This is a genomic window from Pseudomonas sp. BF-B-26 (assembly GCF_019956495.1).
GTDB lineage: Bacteria > Pseudomonadota > Gammaproteobacteria > Pseudomonadales > Pseudomonadaceae > Aquipseudomonas.
This window is the reverse complement of record NZ_JAHBDP010000011.1, coordinates 37,124-63,656: the sequence shown is the minus strand read 5'-3', so window position 1 is coordinate 63,656 and position 26,533 is coordinate 37,124. Positions and strand designations below refer to the sequence as shown.

General features: G+C 59.0%; 19 protein-coding genes. 7 read left to right on the top strand and 12 right to left on the bottom strand.

Annotated elements, in window-relative coordinates; genetic code table 11:
• Positions 1-34 precede the first annotated feature (34 nt).
• Genes KGB03_RS00880 through KGB03_RS00865 form a run of 4 tightly spaced genes read right to left on the bottom strand, consistent with a single transcriptional unit; the run spans position 35 to position 3,822 of the window.
• Positions 35-1,120: a polyamine ABC transporter substrate-binding protein gene (locus KGB03_RS00880; RefSeq protein WP_192408490.1), complete on the bottom strand. Its 1,086-nt coding sequence runs from the start codon at positions 1,118-1,120 to the stop codon at positions 35-37.
• A gap of 47 nt (positions 1,121-1,167) precedes the next feature.
• Entirely contained in the window at positions 1,168-1,509 is a 342-nt protein-coding gene (locus KGB03_RS00875) for a cupin domain-containing protein (RefSeq protein WP_223525894.1), read from the bottom strand.
• Positions 1,510-1,552: 43 nt separating this feature from the next.
• A complete protein-coding gene (locus KGB03_RS00870) occupies positions 1,553-2,956 on the bottom strand; it encodes an NAD(P)/FAD-dependent oxidoreductase (RefSeq protein WP_223525893.1) in 1,404 nt (467 codons plus the stop codon).
• Positions 2,957-3,006: 50 nt separating this feature from the next.
• A complete protein-coding gene (locus tag KGB03_RS00865) occupies positions 3,007-3,822 on the bottom strand; it encodes a helix-turn-helix domain-containing protein (protein ID WP_218535064.1) in 816 nt (271 codons plus the stop codon).
• Positions 3,823-4,085: 263 nt separating this feature from the next.
• On the opposite strand from KGB03_RS00865, the gene KGB03_RS00860 reads away from it, so the two are divergent.
• Entirely contained in the window at positions 4,086-4,358 is a 273-nt protein-coding gene (locus tag KGB03_RS00860) for a DUF1652 domain-containing protein (RefSeq protein WP_111449976.1), read from the top strand.
• A 66-nt stretch (positions 4,359-4,424) separates the two neighbouring features.
• On the opposite strand, the gene KGB03_RS00855 is transcribed toward KGB03_RS00860, so the two are convergent.
• Positions 4,425-6,899 (bottom strand): UvrD-helicase domain-containing protein, encoded by a 2,475-nt coding sequence (locus tag KGB03_RS00855; RefSeq protein ID WP_223525892.1) that lies wholly within the window; start codon positions 6,897-6,899, stop codon positions 4,425-4,427.
• A 280-nt stretch (positions 6,900-7,179) separates the two neighbouring features.
• Between KGB03_RS00855 and KGB03_RS00850 the strand changes: the two genes are divergently transcribed.
• The gene (locus KGB03_RS00850) at positions 7,180-7,875 is read left to right on the top strand and encodes a pirin family protein (RefSeq protein ID WP_123364433.1); all 696 of its coding nucleotides are present in this window, start codon (positions 7,180-7,182) and stop codon (positions 7,873-7,875) included.
• Between the two features lie 159 nt (positions 7,876-8,034).
• Here KGB03_RS00850 and pgm read toward each other — a convergent pair whose 3' ends face one another.
• The 4 genes from pgm to KGB03_RS00830 form a co-directional block, all read right to left on the bottom strand.
• On the bottom strand, positions 8,035-9,681 hold the full coding sequence (gene pgm / locus KGB03_RS00845; protein WP_223525891.1) for a phosphoglucomutase (alpha-D-glucose-1,6-bisphosphate-dependent): 1,647 nt from the start codon (positions 9,679-9,681) through the stop codon (positions 8,035-8,037).
• A gap of 112 nt (positions 9,682-9,793) precedes the next feature.
• Positions 9,794-11,194 (bottom strand): PLP-dependent aminotransferase family protein, encoded by a 1,401-nt coding sequence (locus KGB03_RS00840; RefSeq protein ID WP_223525890.1) that lies wholly within the window; start codon positions 11,192-11,194, stop codon positions 9,794-9,796.
• A gap of 67 nt (positions 11,195-11,261) precedes the next feature.
• On the bottom strand, positions 11,262-12,749 hold the full coding sequence (locus KGB03_RS00835; RefSeq protein ID WP_223525889.1) for a hypothetical protein: 1,488 nt from the start codon (positions 12,747-12,749) through the stop codon (positions 11,262-11,264).
• Between the two features lie 574 nt (positions 12,750-13,323).
• On the bottom strand, positions 13,324-14,346 hold the full coding sequence (locus tag KGB03_RS00830; RefSeq protein WP_218535077.1) for a zinc-dependent alcohol dehydrogenase family protein: 1,023 nt from the start codon (positions 14,344-14,346) through the stop codon (positions 13,324-13,326).
• A gap of 269 nt (positions 14,347-14,615) precedes the next feature.
• On the opposite strand from KGB03_RS00830, the gene KGB03_RS00825 reads away from it, so the two are divergent.
• The 4 genes from KGB03_RS00825 to KGB03_RS00810 all read left to right on the top strand — a co-directional run bounded on the left by KGB03_RS00825 (position 14,616) and on the right by KGB03_RS00810 (position 21,724).
• Positions 14,616-15,533 carry a LysR family transcriptional regulator gene (locus KGB03_RS00825; RefSeq protein WP_008156370.1) on the top strand — a complete coding sequence of 306 codons (918 nt, stop codon included), beginning with the start codon at positions 14,616-14,618 and terminating at the stop codon, positions 15,531-15,533.
• Between the two features lie 312 nt (positions 15,534-15,845).
• Positions 15,846-17,099, top strand: coding sequence for a multidrug efflux RND transporter periplasmic adaptor subunit MexE (gene mexE, locus KGB03_RS00820; protein WP_008156373.1), 1,254 nt, complete (start codon positions 15,846-15,848; stop codon positions 17,097-17,099).
• Positions 17,100-17,111: 12 nt separating this feature from the next.
• Positions 17,112-20,306, top strand: a complete 3,195-nt coding sequence (locus tag KGB03_RS00815) for an efflux RND transporter permease subunit (protein WP_192408480.1) — start codon at positions 17,112-17,114, stop codon at positions 20,304-20,306.
• Positions 20,303-21,724: an efflux transporter outer membrane subunit gene (locus KGB03_RS00810; RefSeq protein ID WP_192408479.1), complete on the top strand. Its 1,422-nt coding sequence runs from the start codon at positions 20,303-20,305 to the stop codon at positions 21,722-21,724. Before KGB03_RS00815 ends, KGB03_RS00810 begins: the two co-directional genes overlap by 4 nt.
• A 219-nt stretch (positions 21,725-21,943) precedes the next feature.
• On the opposite strand, the gene KGB03_RS00805 is transcribed toward KGB03_RS00810, so the two are convergent.
• Genes KGB03_RS00805 through KGB03_RS00795 form a run of 3 tightly spaced genes read right to left on the bottom strand, consistent with a single transcriptional unit; the run spans position 21,944 to position 25,251 of the window.
• A complete protein-coding gene (locus KGB03_RS00805; protein WP_223525888.1) occupies positions 21,944-22,909 on the bottom strand; it encodes an HlyD family secretion protein in 966 nt (321 codons plus the stop codon).
• Between the two features lie 4 nt (positions 22,910-22,913).
• Complete coding sequence (locus tag KGB03_RS00800) at positions 22,914-23,114, bottom strand: DUF1656 domain-containing protein (RefSeq protein WP_192408439.1); 201 nt, start codon at positions 23,112-23,114, stop codon at positions 22,914-22,916.
• On the bottom strand, positions 23,104-25,251 hold the full coding sequence (locus tag KGB03_RS00795) for an FUSC family protein (protein ID WP_223525887.1): 2,148 nt from the start codon (positions 25,249-25,251) through the stop codon (positions 23,104-23,106). Before KGB03_RS00795 ends, KGB03_RS00800 begins: the two co-directional genes overlap by 11 nt.
• Before the next feature lie 204 nt (positions 25,252-25,455).
• On the opposite strand from KGB03_RS00795, the gene KGB03_RS00790 reads away from it, so the two are divergent.
• Positions 25,456-26,511, top strand: coding sequence for a tetratricopeptide repeat protein (locus tag KGB03_RS00790; protein ID WP_111449989.1), 1,056 nt, complete (start codon positions 25,456-25,458; stop codon positions 26,509-26,511).
• Positions 26,512-26,533: the final 22 nt, after the last annotated feature.

Genomic DNA, 26,533 nt, shown 5'->3' with positions numbered 1-26,533 from the left:
AGCTAGCGCTTCCGTTCTGAACACTTCTAATGCTTCAACTCCCCGTCCGAATCTTGTTCCAAACCCGCGTCCGAACCCGGTCAATGTTCAGCGGCATCGCCTCCAGCGCAAACAATTTCCCCATCATGTCCGGGCTCGGGTAGACCTTGGTGTCATTCTTGATCGCCGGGTCGATGAGGCTGTCGGCTTGCTCGTTACCGTTGGCGTAGTGCACGTAGTTGCTGATGCTGGCCATGACGTCCGGGCGCAGCAGGTAGTTCATGAAGGCATAGCCGGCCTTTTCGTCCGGGGCGTCTACCGGCATGGCGACCATGTCGAACCAGATCGCGGCGCCTTCCTTGGGAATCGAATAGCCGATGTCGACGCCGTTCCTGGCTTCTTTCGCGCGGTTTTCAGCTTGCAGAATGTCACCGGAGAAGCCGACGGCCACGCAGATGTCGCCGTTAGCCAGGTCGCTGGTGTACTTGGACGAGTGGAAGTAGCTGACATACGGGCGGACTTTCATCAGCAGCGCTTCAGCCTTTTTGTAGTCTTCCGGGTTTTTGCTGTGATGCGGCAGGCCCAGGTAGTTCAGGGCCGCCGGCAACAGTTCGGGCCCGTTATCGAGGATGGCCACGCCGCACTTCTGCAGCTTTTGCATGTTTTCGGGTTTGAAAATCAGGTCCCAGGAATCCACTGGCGCGTTATCACCCAACACAGCCTTGACCTTGGCGATGTTGTAACCGATGCCGGTGCTGCCCCAGAGGTACGGGAAGCCGTGTTCGTTGCCGGGGTCATTGGTTTGCAAGGCCTTGAGCAGCGCCGGGTTGAGATTTTTCCAGTTCGGCAGTTGGCTCTTGTCGAGCTTCTTCAGCGCCACGCCTTGAATCTGCCGCGCCATGAAGTGGTTGGACGGAAACACCACGTCGTAGCCGGATTTGCCGGTCATCAATTTTCCGTCGAGGGTTTCATTGCTGTCGAAGACATCGTAGCTGAACGCGATGCCGGTTTCTTTCTGGAAGTTTTTGGTGGTGTCCGGGGCGATGTATTCCGACCAGTTGTAGATCTTGACGGTTTCGGCCGCATGGCCGAGGGTCGCGAAAAGCGCAAGGGGAGCCAGAGTCAGTGTCTTTCGGATCATGAGTCGATTCCTGATGGGTTTGTTGTTGTTGGCAGGCAATCAGAGGATCAAAAAATCAAAACGTAGGTCTTGCGCACGGTTTCCTGGATATCCCAGATACCGAGGCTGTTGGCTGGCAACATCAGTGCATCGCCGGCTTCTATGTGCAGGGTTTCACCGTCATCGGGGGTAAATGTGCAGCGCCCCTGGATGAAGTGACAGAACTCCTGGGCGACGATCTGCCGTCGCCAGCGGCCGGGCGTGCATTCCCAGACGCCGGTTTCGACGCCATCGTCGCGTTCAACGCTGGAAGTCGAGGCCACTGCCACGGGCAAGCCCAGTGGTACGGCGACCGGATTCGACGCTTCCAGCTCCAGGGTTGCGGTGTTCTTGAATTGCGTGATGCTCATGGGAGTACCTGTCGATTGAGCCTGTAGATGAAGAACGCACTGTTTACTGCATGAATCCTTCCATGAAGCCGGCAATACCGGTGGCCAGTTTGCGACGCCAGGGTGCTGTGGCCGGGTTGGCCAGGGTCTGGTCTTCATGGACGAAGCTGCGGATGATCGCGTTGTAACCAAGCCAGCGGCAGGGCTCCGGCTCCCAGGCCCGGAGCGCGTCGAGCCCTCCCTGGATGACCCACGGCTGGCGAACCAGCTCGGTGTCGCGCTGCAGAATCAGGTCGGCCAGCGTCCGGCCACCCAGGTTGCTGGCACCGACGCCCTCCCCGCCATAGCCTCCCGACAAGGCGATGCCGCTGGCCTGATCGCACAGCATGTGCGGCTTGAAACGCCGGGACATTCCCAGATTGCCGCCCCAGGCATGGGTAATCTGCACGTTCTTGAGCTGCGGGAAGAGTTCGCCAAACAGATAACGCCGCAGCTCTACTTCGCTGGTGGTCAAGTCGAAGTCATGGCGCAACTTGGCAGCAAACTGATAACCGCCCCGAGCGCCGAACACCAACCGGTTGTCAGCCGTGCGCTGACCGTAAGTGACCTGGCGACTGTTTTCGCTGAAGGCCTGGCCGCGACTCAGGCCGATTTCATCCCACGTGGCAGCGGATAACGGCTCGGTGGCCACTATCAAGCTTTGCACCGGCAGCTGATAACGCCCCAACGGTGGCAAGGTGACTGAGTAACCTTCGACCGCCGGCACGATCCAACGGCTGCGAACCGAGGCTTTCGCCGTGTGCAGGCCACCCGATTGCCATTGGGTGACCGGGCTGTTCTCGTAAATCCTGATGCCCATTTTCTCCACCGTCCGAGCCAGACCTCGCACCAACTTTGCCGGGTGAAGGGTCGCAACGTGCGGTGCATAGATACCGCCATAAGGTTTGGCGACTCTGATCTGTTGCGCCAACTGCTCGGGGTTTAGCCAGCGGTAATCGCTTTCGGTCAATCCCTGGCGATAGAGCGTGTCGAGATAGTGCCGAAGGCTGGCTTCCTGTTCCGGATAGCGGGCAGCGCAATACAGCGCCCCGCCTTTGCGGTAATCGCAGCTGATGTCTTCACGCTCAAGGATGATCCCGACTTCATCCGGAATGCCGTGCAGCAAATCGAAAGAAGCCCGGCGCTGTTCGGGCGGCAAGTCGGCAAGCAAGCGGTCTTCGCCCAGCACATTGCCCATCAGCCAGCCGCCGTTACGCCCCGAGGCGCCAAAACCGGCGGTTTGCGCTTCAACGATGGCAATGCTCAGGTCGGGCGCCTGGCGTTTGAGGTAGTACGCGGTCCAGAGGCCGGTGTATCCGGCGCCAATGATGGCGACGTCGACGTCCAGATCCTGTTCCAGCGCCGGACGCGCCAATAATGGCTCGTCGAGTTGATCCATCCACAAACTGATAGTGCGCCACGCCGACATGCAAGACTCCGCCACTCAAACTTCGATGGCGTCGATCCTAGTGCGTGGACTCAGAGGCTGTCTTGCGCGCGTGCACGCAAAGAAATTTGTTTTACGTAGGCCTTGGGCGACTGGCCGGTGTGCTGACGGAAGCAGCTGTAAAACGCCGACAACGAATTGAACCCGGCGGCAAACGCCAGTTCGTCGATACGCAGTGGCGGCGTGGCGTTATCCAGTGCCGTGAGCAAATGCTGCAGGCGCGCCTGGTTGACGTATCGGTAGAAGCTCTGGCCAAGCACCTGATTCAGCAGATAGGAAATCTGATTGCGGCTGTACCCGCACTCCTTCGCCACCCGTTGCAGGTCGAGTTCGGGATCGAGATAAGGTTGTTGGCGCTGAAAATATTGCTGCAAGTCTTCAGCCATGAAACTCAGTTGGCGTGCAGACAGCCCGAGCCGACTGACCGCCGGGCGTTGGCTGCTGGCGGCTTTGCTGGAGGGCTGTTCATGCACCAGCGAGGCGTATTCGTTGACCCGCCAGATCAGTCCGTCACGTACGGTAATCGCCTCGCTGGCCCTGAATGACACCAGGCCTTCACCGCCGCGCAGGGTTATACGGTACTGAATGAACGCCGTGTTGCCGTCCAGACGAATACGGTCCGAGTGCTCCAGGGCCTCATCGGGATCGCGGGGCATGCTGTTGCGCACATATTCACGTAATTCGGACAGCCCCATCACACGGTTCTGGAAAAAATCGCTGTACTGGATCTCTGGATGATAGAGCGCCATCACCCCATCCAGGTCCCGGTGTTTCCAGCGCAAGTGATAACGCATCACCGTGTCGCCCGTGGCCAGGGTTTGCAGCGGACCATCATCATCGGCGTGCATAAAGGACTCGGCGAGAAAAAGCCGAGCTTGCCGAAATTCCGTCTCAGCTTCAATGACCAACCATTGGTGGCCAACGGCGGAACACCGACCATTTCCATGACCTGCATCAAAAAAACTGAACCAATCGCTAAACGGCCTGAAAAAACCACATTGTTTTCACATTTGGCTGCTACTTTTAAAGGCAGTCACCGGTTGAGCCATTGAAGGTTCTTCCCTCCTAACATGAGCTAAAGGAAGCGCTCGATGAATAAGGCGGGCTATATATGAATAGAGGGTTCAGCAAAGTCACCTTTCCAAACGCCTGCCAGCTGATGCGCTGGCATTTTCATCCCATGGGTTTCGAGGCGAGCATGGATGCGCCGGGCAGCATGATTGCCCGTCTATTTGACCGTGCCAGTGGTGAGACCATGATCGCCATCGCCGGAATTCCTTGCGCGACGGTAATGAATGCTGCGGATGTAGAACGAATAATCGAAGCGGTGGAAGACGAGCTTGAGGCTTTCATTCCGCCAGCCGCCCTCAGGAGCTATGCCTGAAGGCTGAACCTTCAACAACAAGCCCACATTAAGTGGGCTTTTTTGTGCGCGACGATTTTTTACGGTTCACGCCGATGTCTTGCCCTGTCGATGGTCGGCAAAGAATGCCTTGCCCTTGCCGATCCGATCGGACGCTTTAGGCAGGTTGGCCGCCTGGGTGTCTTGCCCATCGACATACCAATAGCAATGACTCACGGCCCGAGTGATGCCGACGTAAGCCAGTCGCAGGATCTCGTCTTTCTGTGCGCTGTCGTACGCTTCGCTGTCGCCTGACTTACCCAGACCTGCCATGCGGTAGACCTGGTTCTTGTACGGTGAACTGGTCAGGTGCTGACAATCACCCAGCAGGAACACGGCGTCGGCCTGAAGTCCCTTGGCGCTGTGATAAGTCAGTTGCTTGAGCCTTCGCGCTTCATACGGCAAGCTAGAATCCACATTAACTACAGACTGAATATGCTCTTCTATCAATGAGTTATCGCTGCTTTTTCGATAAAGCATCAAGATTGAATCGCCCTTTTTGTAGTGCTCCATCAGGCGTTTGGCCATGCCTTGATCGTCACGATCGAGAACGTTAACCGGCAGTAATGCCTTCGGCTCGCCACTGGCCTTGGCCTTCTTGCCCGCGATTGCCGGCGCCGCACGAACGATATGTTCGGCAGCATCGATGATGTGCTGGTGACTGCGGTAGTTGTCGCTCAGCATGACTTTGGTCGTGCTGGGTGAAGGGAATTCCTTGTTGAATTCCATGAAGTACGTCGGCGAACTGCCCCGCCAGCCGTAGATGGATTGCCAGTCATCGCCGACACAGAGCAACGACGAACGTTGTGCACCGCGCCCCACGTGCATGGCCGGCCCCCGACTGCGGATTTCCGCCAGGCTCGCGCGAATCCAGGAAACGATCTGCGGCGATACGTCCTGAAACTCGTCGATCATCAGGTGCGACATCGGCCTGAGCAGCTCATCGCTCAGCAGCTTCAGGTTTTCCGGCGAATGTTCACTGAACAAGGCGAACATCCGGTTGTAGGTCATCACCGGTGGCTTCTGATCGAGCAGATGATCTTCCAGCGCTCGCCAGTACAGGCTCAAGGCCTCGAAGAAAAACCGGTCGGGGTCGTCCTTGGCAAAACTCATCTGGCCCACGGCATTGGGTACATCCAGGCCAAGATTCTCGATAAATCCGGCGGCAGCGACAAAACAGTCCAGTAACGGTGCAGAGCTGAGCTCGCCCTTGACCTTGTAATCGAAGCCCGGCCCGGCACTGGCATCGCCTCCAAGAGACGCCAATACACGCTTTGATGACTCGTAACTATCAAGCCATATCAATGGTTTACGACAGAAAGCTTGAAACAGGGTGCGTTTTACAGCCCATTCCGCGCGCACGCTCAATTTGGCATTGGGGCGACTGACCTGCGGGTTTTCCCGGGGATCGAATCCCAGCACCACCCAAGCGTCCAGGCTCGGAATATAGCCATGACAATGAAATGTCGAGCCGTTGATATCGAATGTGTGGCGCTTCGGCTCGATGCCTTTGATTGGCCAGGCACCCGCGCGAAACCACAAATCTTCGATAGCGTCGCAGAGTTCTTCATCACGCTTGGCGGCCAGTTCGGTCACGGCCATGCGTTTCTGCACGTCCGGGTGATCGCGCTCCAGCTCCTTGAGTTGCAGCGCATGACGGGACAATGGCTTGATCAATTCGCGAAAGCGCTCATCACGGGTGTGCAGGCTGTGATAACAAGCGTTGAGTTGTTGGCGCTGGGCGTCGTTGATGCGCAGGTCGAATGGATTGCTGTCGACCTCCTCGTCGCCGCTCTGCGCACGGTGACTGAGGTTTTCGAAGGCTTGCAGCCGCTCGAAACCCGGCAGACTGCGAACCATCGGCAGGATTCTCGAATGGAAGGTGCGCACCAGATCGCGCGCCTCTTTGAAACTGAGCAACTGGCCCCAGAGTGCAAACAGCTCGATCAGTTTGTTGATGAAGTCTTTGCGCGATTCACGGGTAAAGGTCACCACCGTCATCGAACTCAGCTCGAACCCCAGATAATGGGTGAGCAGCAAAATACGCAACACCAACGTGGTCGACTTGCCGGCACCCGCGCCGGCAATCACCGAGGTCGACGGCGTGTCGCTGAAGATCATTTTCCACTGCGCGGCGCTGGGCTGGGCGTGCGGTGGCAGCAGTCGAGCGACATCCGTCTTCATGCGCTTCTTCAACTCAGCGCTCAACGGCAGACGCCAATCGTCGAACAGATTCTCGTCAACGTTGGGTGGCCGGTGTTCAGTCGAGCGCGAGTCGCGGATCAACAATACCTGCCGGCCTTCCTCCAACCCTTCAAGTTTGCCTTCCTTATAGCCGTAATCCACGCCGGCACTGTGCCCGCTGCGAAAGCCGTCGGCCTGGCCGTGCAGCCAGGATGCCCGGTGTTGTGCGCGCAGACGCGTCAGGCCATGACCAAAGAACCGGGCGGCCAGACGCTTGAGCAGCGGCATCTCGGCCAGGGGACGAAGTTCAGGAGGAAGATCGGGGGTGTGTTGCGGCACGCGGGCTGACTCCAGGGTGTGAGGCTGTTGAGGGCTATGGTGTCTGCATTTGCCGTTCAGTTCTAGTGAAATGCTTACAGGTCATTGGCTTATGCGATGAAGTGAAGGTTGGATGAGAATCTTTCGAGGTGATTTGACATCAAATTATTCGATTGTATTGAGGCATTTTTTACGCTTTTTATCGATCAATGCCTGATAGATGATGCTCCCCATCAACCACCGGTTCGCGTTTCATGGCTCAGTAGCTCTGCACCATGACGAACCTTTTCAGGAGACGATCATGCTTGAACTCAGACCCTTCAAATCCCTGGGCGGCGCCAACCATGGCTGGTTGGATGCTCACCACCACTTTTCGTTCGCCGAATACCATGACCCAAAACGCATGAACTGGGGCAACCTGCGGGTGTGGAACGACGACGTGATTGCCTCTGGCACCGGGTTCCCGAAACACCCGCACCGGGATATGGAAATCATCACTTACGTCCGTGAAGGCGCAATCACTCACGAAGACAACCTGGGCAACAAGGGTCGTACCGAAGCGGGCGACGTTCAGGTCATGAGCGCCGGCACCGGGATCGCCCACAGTGAATACAACCTGGAAGCCACGGAGACCAGGATCTTCCAGATCTGGATCATCCCGAACGAAACCGGTTTGGCACCGTCCTGGGGCGCCAAGCCCTTTCCAAAAGGCCAGCGCGAGGGTTTCGTAACGCTGGCGAGCGGTAAGGCAGGCGACGATCAAAGCCTGCGGATTCGAGCCGATGCGCGATTGGTGGCCGCGAACCTGAAGGCCGGTGAATCCGCCGAGTATCGCCTGGACAATGGCCGTCGAGCCTATCTGGTACCAGCCACCGGCATCATTGAAGTCAATGGCTTACGTGCACAAGCTCGAGACGGCATTGCGGTTGCCGATGAGCAAGTGTTGCGGGTGACCGCCATCGAAGACAGTGAAATCGTCCTGGTGGACCTGGCTTGATCGGGTAAACGCGGGACAAAAAAAGGGGCGACCGTCATGGCCGCCCCTTTTTTTGGCGGAAATCTCAGTGACGGTACTGACGCCTTCGCGGGCAAGCCCGCTCCCACAGGCTTATGCGCAATCCTGTGGGAGCGGGCTTGCCCGCGATGGGGCCCTCACTTACTTCGCCGAAATAGCGCCGTCCACCAGTGTTTGCGCTTCTGCCACCAATTGTTTGAGGTGTTCGTCACTGACGAAGCTTTCAGCGTAGATCTTGTAGATGTCTTCGGTGCCCGACGGACGCGCCGCGAACCAGCCGTTCTCGGTCATGACTTTCAGACCACCGATCGCCTGGTCGTTACCCGGTGCGTGACTGAGGATGCTCTGGATTGCTTCGCCCGCCAGCTGGGTCGAGGTGACCTGGTCCGGCGACAACTTGCTCAGCAGGGCCTTCTGCTCAGGGTTGGCCTTGGCATCGACGCGCACCGAGAACGGTTCGCCCAGTTCGTCGGTCAAGGCGCGATAGGCCTGACTTGGGTCGCGGCCGGTGCGGGCGGTCATTTCTGCGGCCAGCAGTGCCGGGATCAAGCCGTCCTTGTCGGTGCACCAGACGCTGCCATCCTTGCGCAGGAACGAAGCGCCGGCGCTTTCTTCGCCGCCAAAGCCCAGAGAACCGTCAAACAGGCCGTCAGCAAACCACTTGAAGCCGACCGGCACTTCGTACAGGCGACGCCCCAGACGTTTTGCCACGCGATCGATCAAGCCACTGCTGACCACGGTTTTACCCACGGCCGCATCGGCGCGCCACTGCGGACGGTTCTGGAACAGGTAATCGATCGATACGGCAAGGTAGTTGTTCGGCGCGAGCAAACCACCGGACGGGGTCACGATGCCATGGCGATCGTGGTCCGGGTCGCACGCGAAAGCCACATCGAAACGCTCTTTCAGACCGATAAGGCCCTGCATGGCGTGAGTGGACGATGGGTCCATGCGGATCTGACCATCCCAGTCGACCGTCATGAAGCGGAAGGTCGGATCGACCTGTTGGTTGACCACTTCCAGATCCAGGCGGTAATGCTCGGCAATCGCCGACCAGTAGCGCACCCCTGCTCCACCCAGCGGATCGACACCCAAACGCAGCTTGGCATCACGGATGGCGTCGAAGTCGATCACGTTGATCAGATCGGCAACATAGGTATTGAGGTAGTCGTGACGATGGGTCGTGCTGGCCTTCAGCGCCTGCTCGTAGCTGATGCGCTTGACGCCGGCGAGCTTGTTGCTCAGCAGTTCGTTGGCCTTGGCTTCGATCCACTTGGTGATATGGGTATCGGCCGGGCCACCATTGGTAGGGTTGTATTTGTAGCCACCGCTTTGCGGCGGATTGTGCGACGGCGTGATGACGATGCCGTCCGCCAGGCCCGACGTGCGTCCGCGGTTGTAGCAGAGAATGGCGTGGGAAATGGCCGGTGTCGGGGTGTATTCGTCACCTTCGGCGATCATTACCGTCACGCCGTTGGCGGCCAGTACTTCAAGGGCACTGGCGCCGGCCGGGGTGGACAACGCGTGGGTGTCGATGCCGACGAACAGCGGACCGTCAATGCCTTGGGCTTCGCGGTACAGACAGATTGCCTGGCTGATCGCCAGAACGTGCCATTCGTTGAAACTCAAGTCGAACGAGCTGCCTCGGTGCCCGGATGTGCCAAACGCTACGCGCTGGGTCGAAATGGCGGCATCGGGCTGACCGGTGTAATAGGCCGTTACCAGTCGCGGGATGTCGACCAACAGTTCTACCGGTGCCGGTTTGCCCGCAAAAGGACTGAGTGTCATGCAAAACCTCTGAAGTAGAGTGGTTCAGGAATAGGAACGCAGTTTACTGGCAGTTTGACCGTAGCGCGATGGGATCGATCCATGAGAGTCGCGCAGGGTGTGTGACCCCGGTTCAATCGATCGATTCCAGACGCAAGGCGTCCCCTAACAAGCCCATTGCCGCGCCAAGGTCGTGATCACCGCCGAAGGTGTGACTCAGGCGCAAGTGTTGCGCATGCAAGCCCTGGAGGCTGAACAGCTCTCCCGGCGCGATCACCACCTGATGCTTGAGCAGACGCTGGAACACCCGACGCACATCGACCTGGCGCAGCGAACGCACCCAGATGGTTGCACCGCCCTGGGGTTCGACAAAGTGCAAGGCATCGCCCAGACGCTCCTGCAACAGCTGCGTCATCTGCACCTTGCGGTCCTTGAGCATCCGCCGTAATACCTGAAGGTGCTGATCGACACGTCCATTGCCGTACAGGCGGGCGATGGCTTTCTGGCGAATCGGTGACAAGCGGAACGACCGCAGCAGAAAGTACCGTTGCAGTTCAGCACTGAAATGCCGCGACAGCAGATAACCGTATGGCGCCTCCGGTCCGATGATTTTCTCGAAGGTGGAAAACACGATCAGCCGATCAGGGTCCAGCAAGTCGCGAAACCGCTGGCCGTCCGGTTCGAATCCGAGTTCGCCGTAGCAGTCGTTTTCCAACACCCAACTGCCATGTCGCTCCAGCAACTGCGCGACGGCTTGTCGGTTGTCATCGGGTGCCCGGCTGCCTCGCGGCATGTTCAGCCCGGATGAAACCATCACCAGCCGCACCGGCTCGGTCTCCAGCAGCTCCTTGAGCCATTCGACGTCCAGGCCACCGCTCGATTGCACCGCCAGCTCGATCACTCGCACCTGCGCAGCCTGGAGCAACCGCAGAATCGCCCAGTCGCACGGCGACTCGACCAACACCGTGGCGTCCTTGAGATTCAACACCGCGATCAGAATTTCCAGCACGCCACGCAGGTCAGCGCCAATATAGACATCGTCGGCGTGCCAGCAGCGCAGCGGCGAGGTGGTGTAGCGCGCTGCCAGGGCAATGCGCAATTCCAGCTCGCCGCAAGGTTGCGATGTCGGTTGCGGCTGACGCGGATACTGACGCAGCAGTTCTCGTTCCAGCAGTAACAACGGACTGTCGAGGGGTTGCAACAACGCCGGTTCATCGGCGCTCAAGACCAGCATTCCGGGACGTCTGGCGTTGACATAAACGGTTTCCAGCAGGTCGTTGCCACTGCTGAGCGTGCTGATGGAGGACACCGGTAACGCGTAATAGCCGGACTTGGCCACCGAATAAACGCGCCCTTCCTTCTCTAGCAGCGAATAAGCGTACTGAATGGTCGAGATAGACACGCTCAGACGCTCCGCCAACTGTCGCAACGAAGGCAGACGGACTCGCGTGTCACTGACCGGTTCGTTGATCAGGTTAGTCAGATATCGGTACACCGCCTGATACGCGAAGTCAGTTTCTCGTGGCCCTTTCATGGGCGAGGGCCGAATGCCGTATGAACGTCATCATGCATCGTCAAGAAATCTGTCAAGCCACGCACTTTCAGCGCCCCGCTGACCATTCATCCGCCACCGCCGTGTCGTCGTCATAGTCGGTTGCGGCTTGCACACCCGCGCCGTCGATTTCCAGCGCGCCGCCCCTACCCTCATTCGCAGACACCGGGCCCATGCGGTAAAGCTTGCCGATCAAGCTGACAGGCAACCCGCTGACGTCGGTCATCCATTGCAGAACCTGCTCTGGCACAGGATTGCCCTGCATTGCCCGGTGCAAATCAGGCATCGCCACGAGCATGCCGGGGTGGCACTGGCGCAGAAAAAGCTCAAGCGCCGCGCCATTCTCGACAAAAGGTGAAAAGAGTAGGCACACCAGTTGAGCCTCGCTCAAGCCAAGGGTTTTTTGAGCCTCGGCCGCTGCCAGCACGCGCTGCTCGGCCAACGTCGCCGGATTGCCGAACGCCTCTACCGCTTGTTCGCACAACCGTTCCGCCAGTTGTTTGCGCCGCATCATCACCAATGCCCGTTGCAGGAATTCGGCGACACCCGTCTCGTAGCCGCGGTCCTGCACGAAGCACGACTGCAAACCCCGCATGTGTGCAGAGATAGAAAGGCTGACGTACTCATTGTCACGGAGCTGGGCCGCCAGTTCGTCAGGTTGAAAACCTAGAAACTCGGTGAGCAGTGGCCAGCGCTCTTCCAGGTTGCTGACCAACAAGTCGTGAATGTCGATGTACGTGGCGCGACGACAGGTCTCGAATTGTTCGGCCGGACGCCACGCAACCTGGCCGTGCTCAGCATAAAAAGCGCGGTAGCAGTCGCTGCCCAGTTCATCGAGCAACGCGAAAAGCGCCTCGTAGCCGGTTTCATGGTGATTCGAGGTCTTGAGCCCGGCCTTGGCGGCAGCACGTTTCAAGCCGTCGAGAAACTGCTTCTGCTGACGAGGTGAGTCGCTGCTGATCAATGCATCCACACCGCTGTCCCAGCGAGCTATTTGCCCATAGAACTCGCCGGTAGCCAGATACCCGTCGTCCCACAGATCAAGCGGCCCGTTCCAGGCGCGACAATGGCCCACCATCAAAAGATTGAGCCGATTCGACTCACGGCCGCCTTCGGAAATCGGCGCCAGGTGGTTGAACGGCAGGACTTCCCGGTTATCAACCATCAACACTTCGACCCGCGGATCGTCGTAGAGGAACAAGGCGCTGTAGCTGCGATGGATGTTTTCCAGGGCCGTCGGGCTTGCGTCGTTCAAGCGCAAGGATGCCACTCGCAACTGAAATGTCGCTGGCGCCCGGCCGGCGATACTCAGCTGCGCGGCGCGCAGCAGCGCCAGGGTGTAACAACTGTCGCGGGACCCGGACTGAATCGCCAGGACCTTGTAATCGCCAATACGCTCCATGCCCCCCGCGGCCACCACCAGTCGCTGAATCATCAGTTGCAATGCCGTGCGTTCGGCGCGCGAGAAGAAACTCAGCAATCGCTGCAGCACTTGCTGATAGACATAGTTCATCGCTTGGTCATGGATATTGGTCATCTTTATTTACCTGATGCTTGTAAGTTCGATATCGCGCCAACAACGACACGCATTGCGCAATGGGTTGCTTGCCACGATTGAAGTACTGGACGCTATTGCCAAATGCTAGCACTTAAGCTTTTAGTAATTATTTGAAATAACTAGAAGTCTCCCCTACTCCCGCCAGAGACAGGTGGCCGCCAACCCCTGTAGAGCCGGCCTTTTGCGACTGCGAGCGACATCCTAGGAAATGTCCGACAGCGTCCCACAGACAATTAGCACAAGAAATAGAGAAAGAAGTCACCCATGTTTTTTTGGCAACTGCGCAACGACGAACTATTGGTCGGATATGTATTAACAGTGCGTATTGAAAAGTATCAAGCCGATACCCAGCCATGACTCATTCCTTGAGATGAAAGTAATCATTCAATTATCAAGGCTTATATGATGATTAGAAGATACAGATTGCGAGCAAAAACCAGTTCAGTTGCTGAACTGCCCCATTGACGGGGCAATGGGATGTCTCATTTTGGAAGGTGCTGAAAACAGAAGAGTCCGTGAGGGCACGGACTCTTGCAGAGGGGCTTTGAAGGGCTTATGCAGGTACGACCTGGAGGGCGACCCGTTCGCGGCATGGGCATTCGTCCATGTAACGGTGTGCTTCTACAAACTCGGCAAACGGGAAGACCCGAGTCTTGAGCGGCAGCAGCACGCGGTCGGCGGTCATCTGGTTGATGTCGCGCAAGGCGCGTTGCAGTGCGACCTGGTCCTGGATGATGCCCAGTTCAGGCTTGCCAGTAAAGTTGCCGATGCAGTGCACAAAGAACTGGATGTTCTTCTGGAACGCTGCGCAGGCCGGGAACGGCGTCTGGTTGCCACCTTGCAGCCCGTACAACACCAGGCTGCCACGAGGCGCAAGCACATCGCCAAGCAACGACATCTGTGGACCGCCGAGACCGTCGAACACAACGTCCACGCCACGGTTGTCGGTGATCTTGTTGATCTGCATCAGCAGATCCTGTTCTTCGGTGACGATGACTTTCTCGGCACCCAGGGACAGCAGGTTTTCACGCTCTTCTGCGGTCTTGGTCGCGGCAATGACCCGGATACCCAGAGCCTTGCCCAATTGTACAAAGGACGGACCGGCACAGTGACTGGCGTCGGTCACCAGGGCAAATTGCCCGGGTTTGACCCGTGCCAGATCGACATAAGCGAAGTAAGCGATCAGCAGCGGCGTGTAATGCACGCTGGCTTCGATCGGGCTGAGCACGTCCGGGTAGCGGGTCAGTGCCGAGCGAGGCAGGACGATCTGTTCGCCGTAGACCGGATAATCGTTCGGGCTTTCAGCCGGGAAGCTGGCGACCTTGTCGCCGATTGCCAGATCATCGACGCCCTCGCCGAGCGCCGTCACGACACCGGACATTTCATGGCCAAGGCCTGAAGGCAGACGAGCGTGGGACGAGGCCAGGTTCTGGCGCCAGAGAATGTCGTACCAGCTGATGCCAATCGCCTCGACGCGCACCTGCACTTCGCCCGGCGCAGGGAGAGCGGCCGCATGCTCTTCGCATTTGAGCACCTCGGCTGGACCAAACTTGTGAAAACGGATCGTGCGGGACATCGCAAACCTCGTCAAAGAAACCTCTAATGCCATGAACTCTATCTGGGCTTTCTACCCAAGACTATCAGTGGCTATTAATAGTCGACATGCCTGTCATTGATTCCGCAGCGCCGGCGACATCGTCAAATGCCGTGAAAACCGAAGCAGCCCTTTTCAGGAAAACTGAATTACTCGGTGCAGAGTAGCAGCCTTTCCCCGTAATATTCATGCCGGCCATTGTTCTCATATGGCCGCTCTCGTCAAGCTTGATGACTCTGCCAGGACTCCAGATGAATCGTAATGACCTGCGTCGTGTCGACCTGAACCTGTTGATCGTTTTCGAAACATTGATGCATGAACGCAGTGTGACCCGCGCTGCGGAGAAACTGTTCCTCGGCCAGCCGGCCATCAGTGCGGCGCTCTCGCGCCTGCGCGGGCTGTTCGATGATCCGTTGTTCGTGCGTACCGGCCGCAGCATGGAACCGTCCGCCCGGGCGGTGGAAATCTTCGCCCTGCTCTCGCCTGCACTGGATTCGATTTCCACCGCGGTCAGTCGTGCGGCGGAATTCGACCCGGCGACCAGCACCGCGGTGTTTCGCATCGGTCTGTCGGACGATGTCGAGTTCGCGTTGCTGCCGATGCTGCTCAAGCGCCTGCGCGCCGAATCCCCAGGGATCGTGCTGGTAGTGCGCCGGGCCAACTACATCCTGATGCCGAGCCTGCTGGCCTCGGGCGAGATTTCCATCGGCGTCAGCTACACCGCCGACCTGCCGGCCAACGCCAAGCGCAAAGTACTGCGCCGCAGCATGCCGAAGCTGTTGCGGGCCGACACGGTGCCGGGGCCGTTGAGCCTGGATGATTTCTGTGCACGGCCTCATGCGCTGGTGTCGTTCGCCGGAGACCTGAGCGGCTTTATAGATGAAGAACTGGAAAAGCTCGGACGCAAACGCCATGTGGTGCTCGCGGTGCCGCAGTTCAACGGACTCAGCACACTCATTAGCGGGACCGATATTGTCGCGACCGTGCCGGATTACACGGCTGAAGCGCTGACCGCGGCCGGCGGTGTGCGGGCTGAAGACCCGCCGTTGCCTGTGCGCAGTTTTGAATTGCACATGGCCTGGCGTGGGTCGCAGGATAATGATCCGGGCGAGCGTTGGTTACGCTCGCGAATTCAGATGTTCTTTGGTGATCCGGATAGTTTGGCCTGATCCTGATTATGTGTGAGGGCTTCTGGCCCTTTCGCGAGCAAGCCCGCTCCCACAGGGGAATGCATTCCAAATGTGGGAGCGGGCTTGCTCGCGAATAGCCGCAACACGGTTTCGAACCTTACCTTTGCACTCCCCGCAACACTGAATTGTCATCAATCCAATTGATAGCCGCCTAACGAAAGGTGCACGCTAGAGAGCTTGGCTGGCGCTTATATCATTCCGAATGATAGTTACCTTTAGCTCATTCGATTCGTGCGATACATCCTCGCCGAGCATCATCCGTCCATTCTCAATACATTGGCGGATGCATCCATGGAACAATCACTCAAACATTTACGCTTCCCGTTGGCCCTGCTGGCCGTACTGGTGATGAGCGCCTGCGGCAAGACTCCGGACACGGCCGCCACTATGCCCGCAGCCAAGGTCAGCGTGGCCAAGGTGCTGGAACAACCGGTTAACGAGTGGGACGAGTTCACCGGGCGCCTCGAAGCCCCGGAAACCGTAGAAATACGTCCACGGGTCTCTGGCCAGATCGATGAAGTGGCCTTTACTGAAGGCGCTTTGGTCAAGAAAGGCGACCTGTTGTTCCAGATCGACCCGCGTCCATTCCAGGCCGAGGTCCGCCGCCTCGAAGCTCTGGTCGCCCAGTCCCGCGCCAACGCCACCCGCAGCGAAAACGAGTCCCAGCGTGGCGAACGTCTGCGCACCAGCAACGCGATCTCCGCCGAGCTGGCCGATTCGCGCACCAGCGCTGCTCAAGAAGCCCGCGCCGCCGTCGGTGCCCTCCAGGCGCAACTGGACCTGGCCAAACTGAACCTGAGCTTCACCCGTGTCACCGCGCCGATCAGTGGCCGCGTCAGCCGTGCGGAAATCACCGCCGGTAACCTGGTGACCGCCGATACCACCGCGCTGACCAGTGTGGTGTCCACCGACAAGGTCTACGCCTACTTCGACGCTGACGAGCGTGTGTTCCTCAAATACACCCAGCTCGCTCGCCAGGGCAAACGCGGTGCGACCACGCCGGTGTACCTCGGCCTCTCCAACGAAGACGGCAACCCACACCAGGGCGTGATGAACTTCGTCGACAACCAGGTCAACCCGAAAACCGGCACCATTCGCGGTCGTGCCGTGTTCGACAACAGCGACGGCGCCTACACCCCAGGTCTGTATGCCCGTCTGAAACTGGTCGGCAGCGGCACCTATTCTGCCGTGCTGATCAACGACGAAGCGGTCGGTACCGATCTGGGTAAAAAGTTCGTGCTGGTGATGGATGCCGACAACAAGACTGTTTACCGCTCGGTCGAGCTGGGTCCGAAGATTGAAGGTTTGCGCATCGTGCGCAGCGGGCTGAACAAGGACGACACCGTCATCGTCAAGGGTCTGCAACGGGTTCGCCCTGGTTCACCGGTCACCCCAGAAGTGATCCCGATGGCCAGCGAACAAACCCTCGCGGCACTTGCACAACAACGACAAGCGCTGGAAGCCAGCAACCTGCCCCAAGTCGCACCTGCCAAGGTCGCGCCGGGTTCGGTTGTGAAACTGGCTGCTGCGACTCCACGCGGTTAAGGGATCTCTACGATGAATTTTTCCCAATTCTTCATTTCACGGCCGATCTTTGCAGCGGTACTTTCGCTGCTGATCCTGATCGCCGGCGCCATCTCGCTGTTCCAGTTGCCGATCAGCGAATACCCGGAAGTGGTACCGCCGACCGTTGTGGTTCGTGCGAACTTCCCGGGTGCCAACCCTAAAGTCATCGGTGAAACCGTGGCCGCTCCATTGGAGCAAGCCATCACCGGCGTCGAGAACATGCTGTATATGTCCTCGCAGTCCACCGCTGACGGCAAGATCACCCTGACCATCACCTTTGCGCTGGGCACCGACCTGGACAACGCACAGGTACAGGTGCAGAACCGCGTGACCCGGACCGAGCCGAAACTTCCAGAAGAAGTGACGCGCATTGGTATCACCGTGGACAAGGCTTCGCCCGACCTGACCATGGTTGTGCACTTGACCTCGCCGGACAAACGCTACGACATGCTCTACCTGTCCAACTACGCCTTGCTCAACATCAAGGATGAGCTGGCGCGTCTGGGCGGTGTCGGTGATGTGCAGCTGTTCGGCATGGGCGATTACTCGCTGCGGGTCTGGCTCGATCCGAACAAGACTGCTTCGCGCAATCTGACTGCGACCGATGTCGTGACTGCGATTCGTGAACAGAACCGTCAAGTGGCTGCCGGTGCACTGGGTGCGCCACCCGCGCCGAATGCCACAGCGTTCCAGCTGTCGGTCAACACGCAAGGTCGTCTGGTTTCTGAAGAAGAGTTCGAGAACATCATCATTCGCTCCGGCGAAAACGGTGAAATCACTCGCCTGAAAGATATCGCTCGCATTGAGTTGGGTTCCAGCCAATACGCATTGCGTTCGCTGCTGAACAACCAACCGGCAGTGGCGATCCCGATCTTCCAGCGCCCTGGTTCCAACGCAATCGAAATCTCCAACGAAGTGCGCGACAAGATGGCGGAGCTGAAAAAGGGCTTCCCGGAAGGCATGGACTTCAGCATCGTCTATGACCCGACGATCTTCGTGCGTGGTTCCATCGAGGCGGTGGTGCACACCCTCTTCGAAGCGCTGATCCTCGTTGTGCTGGTGGTGATCCTGTTCCTGCAAACCTGGCGCGCCTCGATCATTCCATTGGTGGCGGTGCCGGTTTCGCTGATCGGTACGTTTGCCGTGATGCACCTGTTCGGCTTCTCGCTGAACGCCCTGTCACTGTTCGGCCTGGTATTGGCCATCGGTATCGTGGTGGACGACGCCATCGTGGTGGTGGAGAACGTCGAGCGAAATATCGGACTGGGATTGACGCCGGTCGAAGCAACCAAACGTGCGATGCGTGAAGTAACCGGCCCGATCATCGCGACGGCGCTGGTGCTGTGTGCGGTGTTTATCCCGGCGGCCTTCATCTCCGGGTTGACCGGGCAGTTCTACAAGCAGTTCGCCCTGACCATTGCGATCTCGACTGTGATCTCGGCGTTCAACTCGCTGACCCTGTCGCCTGCCCTGGCTGCAGTGTTGCTCAAAAGCCATGACGCACCGAAGGACCGTTTCTCCAAGGTCCTCGACAAGATTTTCGGTGGCTGGCTGTTCCGTCCGTTCAACCGCTTCTTCGACAAGGCCAGCCATGGTTATGTCGGCACCGTGGGCCGGGTTATCCGCAGCAGCGGCATAGCCCTGCTGCTGTACGCAGGCCTGATGGTGCTGACCTTCTTCGGTTTCGCCAACACCCCGACCGGTTTCGTACCCGGCCAGGACAAGCAATACCTGGTGGCCTTCGCGCAACTGCCGGATGCCTCGAGCCTGGACCGTACCGAAGACGTGATCAAACGCATGTCCGATCTCGCCCTGAAACAGCCGGGCGTGGAAAGTGCCGTGGCCTTCCCGGGCCTGTCGATCAACGGTTTCACCAACAGCCCTAACGCCGGCATCGTGTTTGTTACCCTGAAACCGTTCGACCAGCGTAAAGACCCGAGCATGTCTGCCGGTGCGATTGCCGGTGCCTTGAACGGCCAGTACGCCGGGATTCAGGAAGCCTACATGGCGATCTTCCCGCCGCCGCCGGTACAAGGCCTGGGCACCATTGGTGGTTTCCGTCTGCAGATCGAAGACCGGGGCAACCTGGGCTATGACGAGCTGTACAAAGAAACCATGAACATCATCACCAAGAGCCACAACGTGCCGGAACTGGCCGCCCTGTTCACCAGCTACACCGTGAACGTGCCGCAAGTCGATGCCGCTATCGACCGCGAAAAAGCCAAGACCCACGGCGTGGCCGTCAGCGACATCTTCGACACCCTGCAGATCTATCTGGGTTCGCTGTATGCCAACGACTTCAACCGCTTCGGTCGCACCTACCAGGTCAACGTTCAGGCTGAACAGCAGTTCCGTCTCGAACCGGACCAGATCGGTCAGCTGAAAGTGCGTAACAACAAAGGCGAGATGATCCCGCTGGCGACCTTCATCAAGGTCAGCGACACCTCGGGCCCGGACCGCGTGATGCACTACAACGGCTTCATCACCGCAGAAATCAACGGCGCGGCAGCCCCAGGCTACAGCTCCGGCCAGGCTCAAGCGGCCATCGAGAAACTGCTCAAGGAAGAACTTCCGAACGGCATGACCTACGAGTGGACGGACCTGACCTACCAGCAGATTCTGTCCGGCAACACCGCACTGTTCGTGTTCCCGCTCTGCGTGCTGCTGGCGTTCCTGGTACTCGCGGCGCAATACGAAAGCTGGAGCCTGCCACTGGCGGTGATCCTGATCGTACCGATGACCCTGCTGTCGGCCATCACCGGTGTGATTGCTTCGGGAGGCGACAACAACATCTTCACCCAGATCGGCTTGATCGTACTGGTGGGACTTGCCTGTAAGAACGCGATTCTGATCGTCGAGTTTGCCAAGGATAAACAGCAGGACGAAGGCATGAACCCGCTGGCTGCGGTGCTCGAAGCTTGCCGTCTGCGTCTGCGCCCGATCCTGATGACATCCTTCGCGTTCATCATGGGTGTTGTGCCTCTGGTGTTCTCCAGCGGTGCCGGTGCCGAAATGCGTCATGCCATGGGTGTGGCAGTGTTCTCCGGGATGCTCGGGGTGACCTTCTTCGGTCTGTTGCTGACGCCAGTGTTCTACGTACTGATTCGTAACTTTGTGGAGCGCGGTGAAAAGCGCAAAGCGGCCAAGGCGCTAAAACTGGAAAACCAACTGGAGGCGCAACAATGAGTCTGAAAGCCTTCCTGCCGAGCCTTCTGGTACTGGCCCTGAGTGCCTGTGCCGTCGGCCCGGACTACAAGACTCCAGCCACTGAGCCGGCCAACATCACCACCGCCACCGATGGCAGCGCCGGTCAGAAGAACTTCGACCGCTCGCGTTTCGAAGGCATCTGGTGGCAGCAGTTCGAAGACCCGACCCTCAACCAGTTGGTGACTCAATCGCTGAAAGGCAACCGTGATTTGCGCGTGGCCTTTGCCCGCTGGAAAGCAGCGCGAGCGATTCGTGATGACGTCAGCAATGACGCCATGCCAACCATCACCAGCCGGGCCAGCAGTGACCTGGCCAAGGGTCAGATCCCGGGCCAGACCACCAAGCGGGTCAATAGCGAACGCTACGACCTGGGCCTGGACATGGCGTGGGAGATCGACCTGTTTGGCCGTATCCAGCGCAACCTGGAATCCGCCGACGCCGAACAGCAAGCGCTCGAAGCCGATCTGTACCAACTGCAAGTCTCGATGATTGCCGAACTGGTGGATGCCTACGGTCAACTGCGCGGTGCGCAGCTGCGGGAAAAGATCGCCCTGGCCAACCTGAACAACCAGCAGGAATCGAGCAAGATCACCGTCAGCCTGCGTGATGCCGGCGTCGGCGATCAGCTCGATGTGGTTCGCGCCGATGCACGCCTGGCGTCCGTCGAAGCCAGCGTGCCGCAATTGCAGGCCGAACAGGTTCGGCAGAAAAACCGCATCGCCACTCTGTTGGGTGAACGTCCTGACAAGCTGACCGTCGACCTGAGTCCAAAAGACTTGCCGGCGATCGCCAAGGCCCTGCCGATCGGTGATCCGGGTGAACTGCTGCAACGTCGCCCGGACATTCTCAGCGCCGAGCGCAAACTGGCCTCCGCCACCGCCCGAATCGGCGTGGCCAAGGCTGATTTGTTCCCACGGGTCAGCCTCAGCGGCTTCCTCGGCTTCACCGCCGGGCGCGGTTCGCAAATCGGTTCTTCGGCGGCCAACGCCTGGGCACTGGGCCCAAGCATTACCTGGGCGGCGTTCGACCTTGGCAGCGTGCGCGCTCGTCTACGGGGTGCCGATGCGGATGCCGAAGGCGCCTTGGCGACCTACGAGCAGCAAGTACTGTTGGCGCTGGAAGAATCGGAAAACGCCTTTAGCGACTACGGCAAACGCCAACAACGCCTGATCTCGCTGATCCGTCAGAGCGAATCCAGCCGCGCCGCGGCCGACCTCGCCCAAATTCGCTACCGCGAAGGCACGGCGGACTTCCTCGTCCTGCTCGACGCCCAGCGTGAGCGCCTGGCGGCCGAAGACACTCAGGCCCAGGCCGAAGTCGATCTGTATCGCGGCATTGTCGCGATTTACAAAGCCCTGGGCGGTGGCTGGCAACCAGAGACGGTCGCCAGCAAGTAAAGTTTTAACGAGCTCCTTTTGGTTGGTCGCAACCAGCCAATTCCTTTGCCCTGCGCCTCATTCGGTCGCGGGGCTTTTTTTTGCCGATCCCGAATTCAACGCCTATCCCTGTGGGAGCGGCGGTGCGGCGATCCGACTTGCTCGCGAAGGCGGTGTGTCAGGCAAGATTATGTCGACTGACACACCGCATTCGCGAGCAAGCCCGCTCCCACAAGGGGATTAGCGGTGTTCTTGAGTATTGCGGGTTTCCAGGATTGTTACGGTGGCCGTGGTCCCGGCACGCAGTCGGTTTTTGGCTGCGTAATCGGCGTCGATCTGTATCCGCACCGGTACCCGTTGTGCCAGTTTGACCCAGGTGTAACTGGGGTTGATGTTGGCCAGCAGGCGACCGCCGGGCAGGTTCTCCCGGTCGGAAATGGCGAAGGCAATGCTTTGCACGGTGCCGCCGAAGGTTTCGCCGCTCATCAATTCGATCCTGACCCGGTCGCCCTCCTCGATTCGCGGCAGCTTGGTTTCTTCAAAGTAGCCGCTGACATAAAACGAGTCGCTGTCCACCAGCGCCAGCAGCGCGCCACCGGCCGCGGCATAGTCACCCTGACGGGTCAGCAGGTTGGTGACGTAACCACTGACGGGCGCTTCGACCCGCGTGCGCTTCAAATCCAGTTCGGCCTGGGTCAATGCGGCGATTGCCAATTGCACATTGGCCTGGGCCAAACCGAGGTTGGCCTGGTTGCGCAGCAACTCGGCCTGCGCCACCGCCACTTCCGTGCTGGATTTCTCCCATTCTTCGCCAGAAATGGCGAAACGCTGCTTGAGCGTGCGCCGTCGGCGTTCTTCACTCTGACGCTGGTGGAGCAGCGCTTCACTGGCGACAATCGTTGCCTCGGACTGACCAAGGGCGGCTTTCGCCACTTCCACCGAGCGTTTGGCATGCTCCACCGCCAGGACATAGCGCGCCGGGTCGATCTCCAGCAGCAACTGGCCTTTCTCCACGTGCTGGTTGTCCTGCACGCCGAGGCCGACGATGCGCCCCGAGACATCGGCGGACAAGGTCACCACATCGGCACGCACCCGTGCATCGCGGGTCCAGGGCGCACGGGTGTAATGCTCCCAGGCAAACCAGCCGAGAACAAAAGCCAGCAATACCACCGCCACCGTTACGAGTCGGGCAAGGATCTTCTTCAACGCATCAAGCTCCCATCACCAGAATCAGCGTTGCGCAAACGCAGGCGTACAACGCGCCTTCGAACAAGGCTTCATGCCAGACGAACCGCAGCACGCCAGCACGGCGCAAGATCCAGTCCAGCAGCAAGTAAATCGGCAAGGCCAGCAATAACGCCTGGGCAATCGGCGGCAAGTAGACGCCACCCAATTCGAAATCAATGGGCAAGGGCTGGCACTCCTTCCGTTTCTGCGGGTTGAAAGTGTTGGCGATGTCGCTCCAGAAACGACACCACGATCAACAACGCCACGCGCATCCTGAAGACCGACCACAGGTGTTCATGAACGTCTAAATGGAGGTCGTCCATTTCATCACCCAAGACACGCAGCTTTCCGAGCAACTGCTCAAGGTCAATCCCGGGCCGCCCGGCAATCAATCGTCCTGTCTCACGAACCGCAGCCAGCAAACGGTTTTGCTGATCAGTACTGAGCAAGGTGTTGCTTTGCCCCTGTTGCCTGAGTTGGTTCAACGCCACACCCAGCGCCATGCACCCGAGACTGACTTCGAACAGCTCGCTCGATTGCTTGTCGTTGGTGGCCGGCAACAGTCCCAACATCATGGTCAGGCTGTCGACCATGCGACTTTCAAACGCAAATTGCTGCTCATCGGTGGCCGGCGTCTTCAGCAATGCGTGGACCTGCTCACAGTTCTCATTGAACAGTCTACGCATCCGTAAATCGGGCCTGAACGGGAAGATCAAGGCGTAGACACTGAGCGCCAGCGCGGCTGCGCAGACATACGAACCGGCAAACTCGAACCACTGAATGGCACTGTTTTGGCCGATTTCCGTGTTTTGCGGGCCCAACAACAGCATTGTCGTCAGTCCAAGACCAATGCCTGTGCCCGTGGTGGCCGGACTGGACAACCCCACCGCGACGGCATACAGCAATGGGGTTAACAACAAGGCGAGTAACTCGAAGTCACTGATCATCGGTATCAGCAGGAACAGATACAACGCCGAGACCACCAAGGCCAGACCCAGCCCCCTGGCGAAGCTTTGGCTGGCCAGCAACGGCCTTGGAAAAGTCGCCATCAGCGAACAGAGAATTCCCGCCACGATCATCCCGCCACGCGCTCCGTCCCAGGCGGTCTCGATCCAGATCAGGCCGGCCACCAGCAACGCGGTAAATGCGCGGATCGCGTTCATTGCCGCCAACGTGAAATCCAGGTGGAGCGGATTCTCCTGGCCGCGAAACATGCTGCTGGCCGCACGCCCTTCCTGAATCGCGTCGCTCAGCTCCAGAATCTGCCCCAGTTGCTCCAGCATCCGCGCCTGCTCCCAGCGCAGTGACCAGGCCAGTGAACGCAGCGTGGCAGGCATCGTCTCGGTCAGTTGTTCTGCCTTATAGGCTTGATCATCGAAACGCTGTTGCAGCGCCGCGAAAGGGTGCCGCGCTTCGGTCGACAGTGAGCGCCCTTGCAGGGCCAATTCATCGAGAAACGCCAGTTCTTCGCCACGCAAACGCTGTATCTCTTCGGGCAACGCTCCTTTCCAGCGCTCGGCCAGCAGTTGCCGCTGGTGACGTAGCGCCGTCAGCCGCGAGGTTAGCAGCACCAGCTGATTGCCCAGCAGTTGCACCAGACCATTGGCGCTGCGCAATCGGGGTGCGTCGTAATACAAATGCCGCCTTACACCTTCCAGGGCGCTGATGGAGCCGAGCAGTTGCATCTGCCGCCGATGGAAATCGGCCTCGCTTTCTTCGGTTCGAATGACGGCAGCAGCGTGGGTCGCGAGCAGCTTGATGACCTGATCGATCTTGGCGAAGTAATCCCGGGCCACCGCTTCCGGTCGCGCGGTCAGCAGACTGACCACGCACACACAAGCCACCGCCAATAGCGTCTCGGTCACGCGGGTGACGGCTAGAAGGAACGTACCGCCCTGATCGGGTACCGCCAGCAGTGCCACGACCACTGCCGTGTACCCGCTCAAAACAAACGCCTGGGAACTGGTGTAGCGCAACAAGGTGCCGCCGGCGGTACACAGCGCCAGCCACAAGGCCAGGGTGAGGATGAAAGGCAGGGGCGCCTGGGGAAAGATCGCCATGATCAACACCGCCACGACCGCCCCTAGCGTGGTACCGATGACCTGGCCGAAACTTCGGGCCAGGGCCATGCCACCCAATGGCTGGCTGACGATGACCACCGCCATGATCGACCACTTGGGTTGTTCAAGGTCGAACAGGAACGCCAGATACAACGTCAGCAGCCCGGCCACGATGGTCCGCAGAGCGAACAACGCCACGCCGGACCCGGGGTTGAGTATCGCCTTGAAGTACTGAAGCAGCGGTTGCATGGGAGCGCTCATTGAGTCATCTCCAGCAAGCGTAGTCACTGCCAAGGCGCCTCGACGGGTTTCAATATCGACGCAACCTGTAGGCAAAATCATTGAAAAGCCAGCCAGCCTCGAATTGCCTGACTAACGAATTGAACTGAGTCTGGGTTTGACTCACAGCCTTGGCTGACCGAAGCTGGCACCTTTGCAACAGCTTGCCAGCTCCCGGATTCCTGCATGCCCCAGTCTCGCCGCTACCTGCTCATCAGCCTCTGCGTCCTGTTTGCCATCGGCCTTGCCTGGTTTTTCCTGCGCAGCACACCCCCCGCCGTGCCGGAGGCGATCAAGCGTGGCTACAGCGAGGCGCTGAATCAGGCGCGCGCGGGCCAACCGGGTGCAGCGCGGGTTCTCTACCAGCAATTGGGCCGCCCTGATATATCGCCCAAACGCCGCGTCTGGTTGCATGCCGAACTGCCCAACTACCCCAGCTCCGTAGCCCTGAAACTGGCGGATGCGGACTTGCAGCATGAATCACCGGACGTGCGCATCGCGGCGATCAAAAGCATCAGCGGTCTGGTGCCCAGCGGTCAGCGCAGCCTGCTGCTGGGCCCGTTACTCGATGACAGCGAACAGCGCGTCCGCTATGCCGCCGTGAATGCCTTGCTGGGGCTATCGCCGGACGATCTCGGCTTGTACTTCGGGCCGCTGGAGCAAGCCATCGATGCCTGGGAACAGGACCTGAAGAGTCAACCGGAAAGTGCCGACAACCAATATCAACTGGCTCGGCTGCATCTGCACAATGCCGAATTGAAAGAGGCGCAGCAGGCGCTGGAGAACACCTTGCGTCTTGCGCCCGGTAACCTGCCCGCGCTGGTGATGCAAATCGACGTGCTGGATCGCCTGGGCCAAAACGATGCGGCCCGGCAACTGTTGGCCAAGCAACTGAAGGCTCAGCCCGACTCGGCCTACCTGCAACATGCCCTGGGACTCTGGCTGTTGCATCACGGGCAAAGTGAGTTCGCCCTCCTCGGCCTTTCCAAAGCCGTGGAACTGGAGCCGGACAACAAGGATTACCGCTACGACCTGGCCACCACGCTACACGCTGAACAGGAACTGGAAGCAGCGCAGAAACAGTTGCAGGAGATCGTCCAGCGCCACCCGGCCGACCGAAGAGCCCGGGTACTGTTGATCAACTACTGGAAAGAAAGCGGCCAGCTGCAAAACGTACAGATTCTGTTGGCGCAACTTGAACAACTCAATCCCGACGACCCCGCCTTGCAGCAAGGGCTTTAACAACAGCAAAAATTTCGTTGAA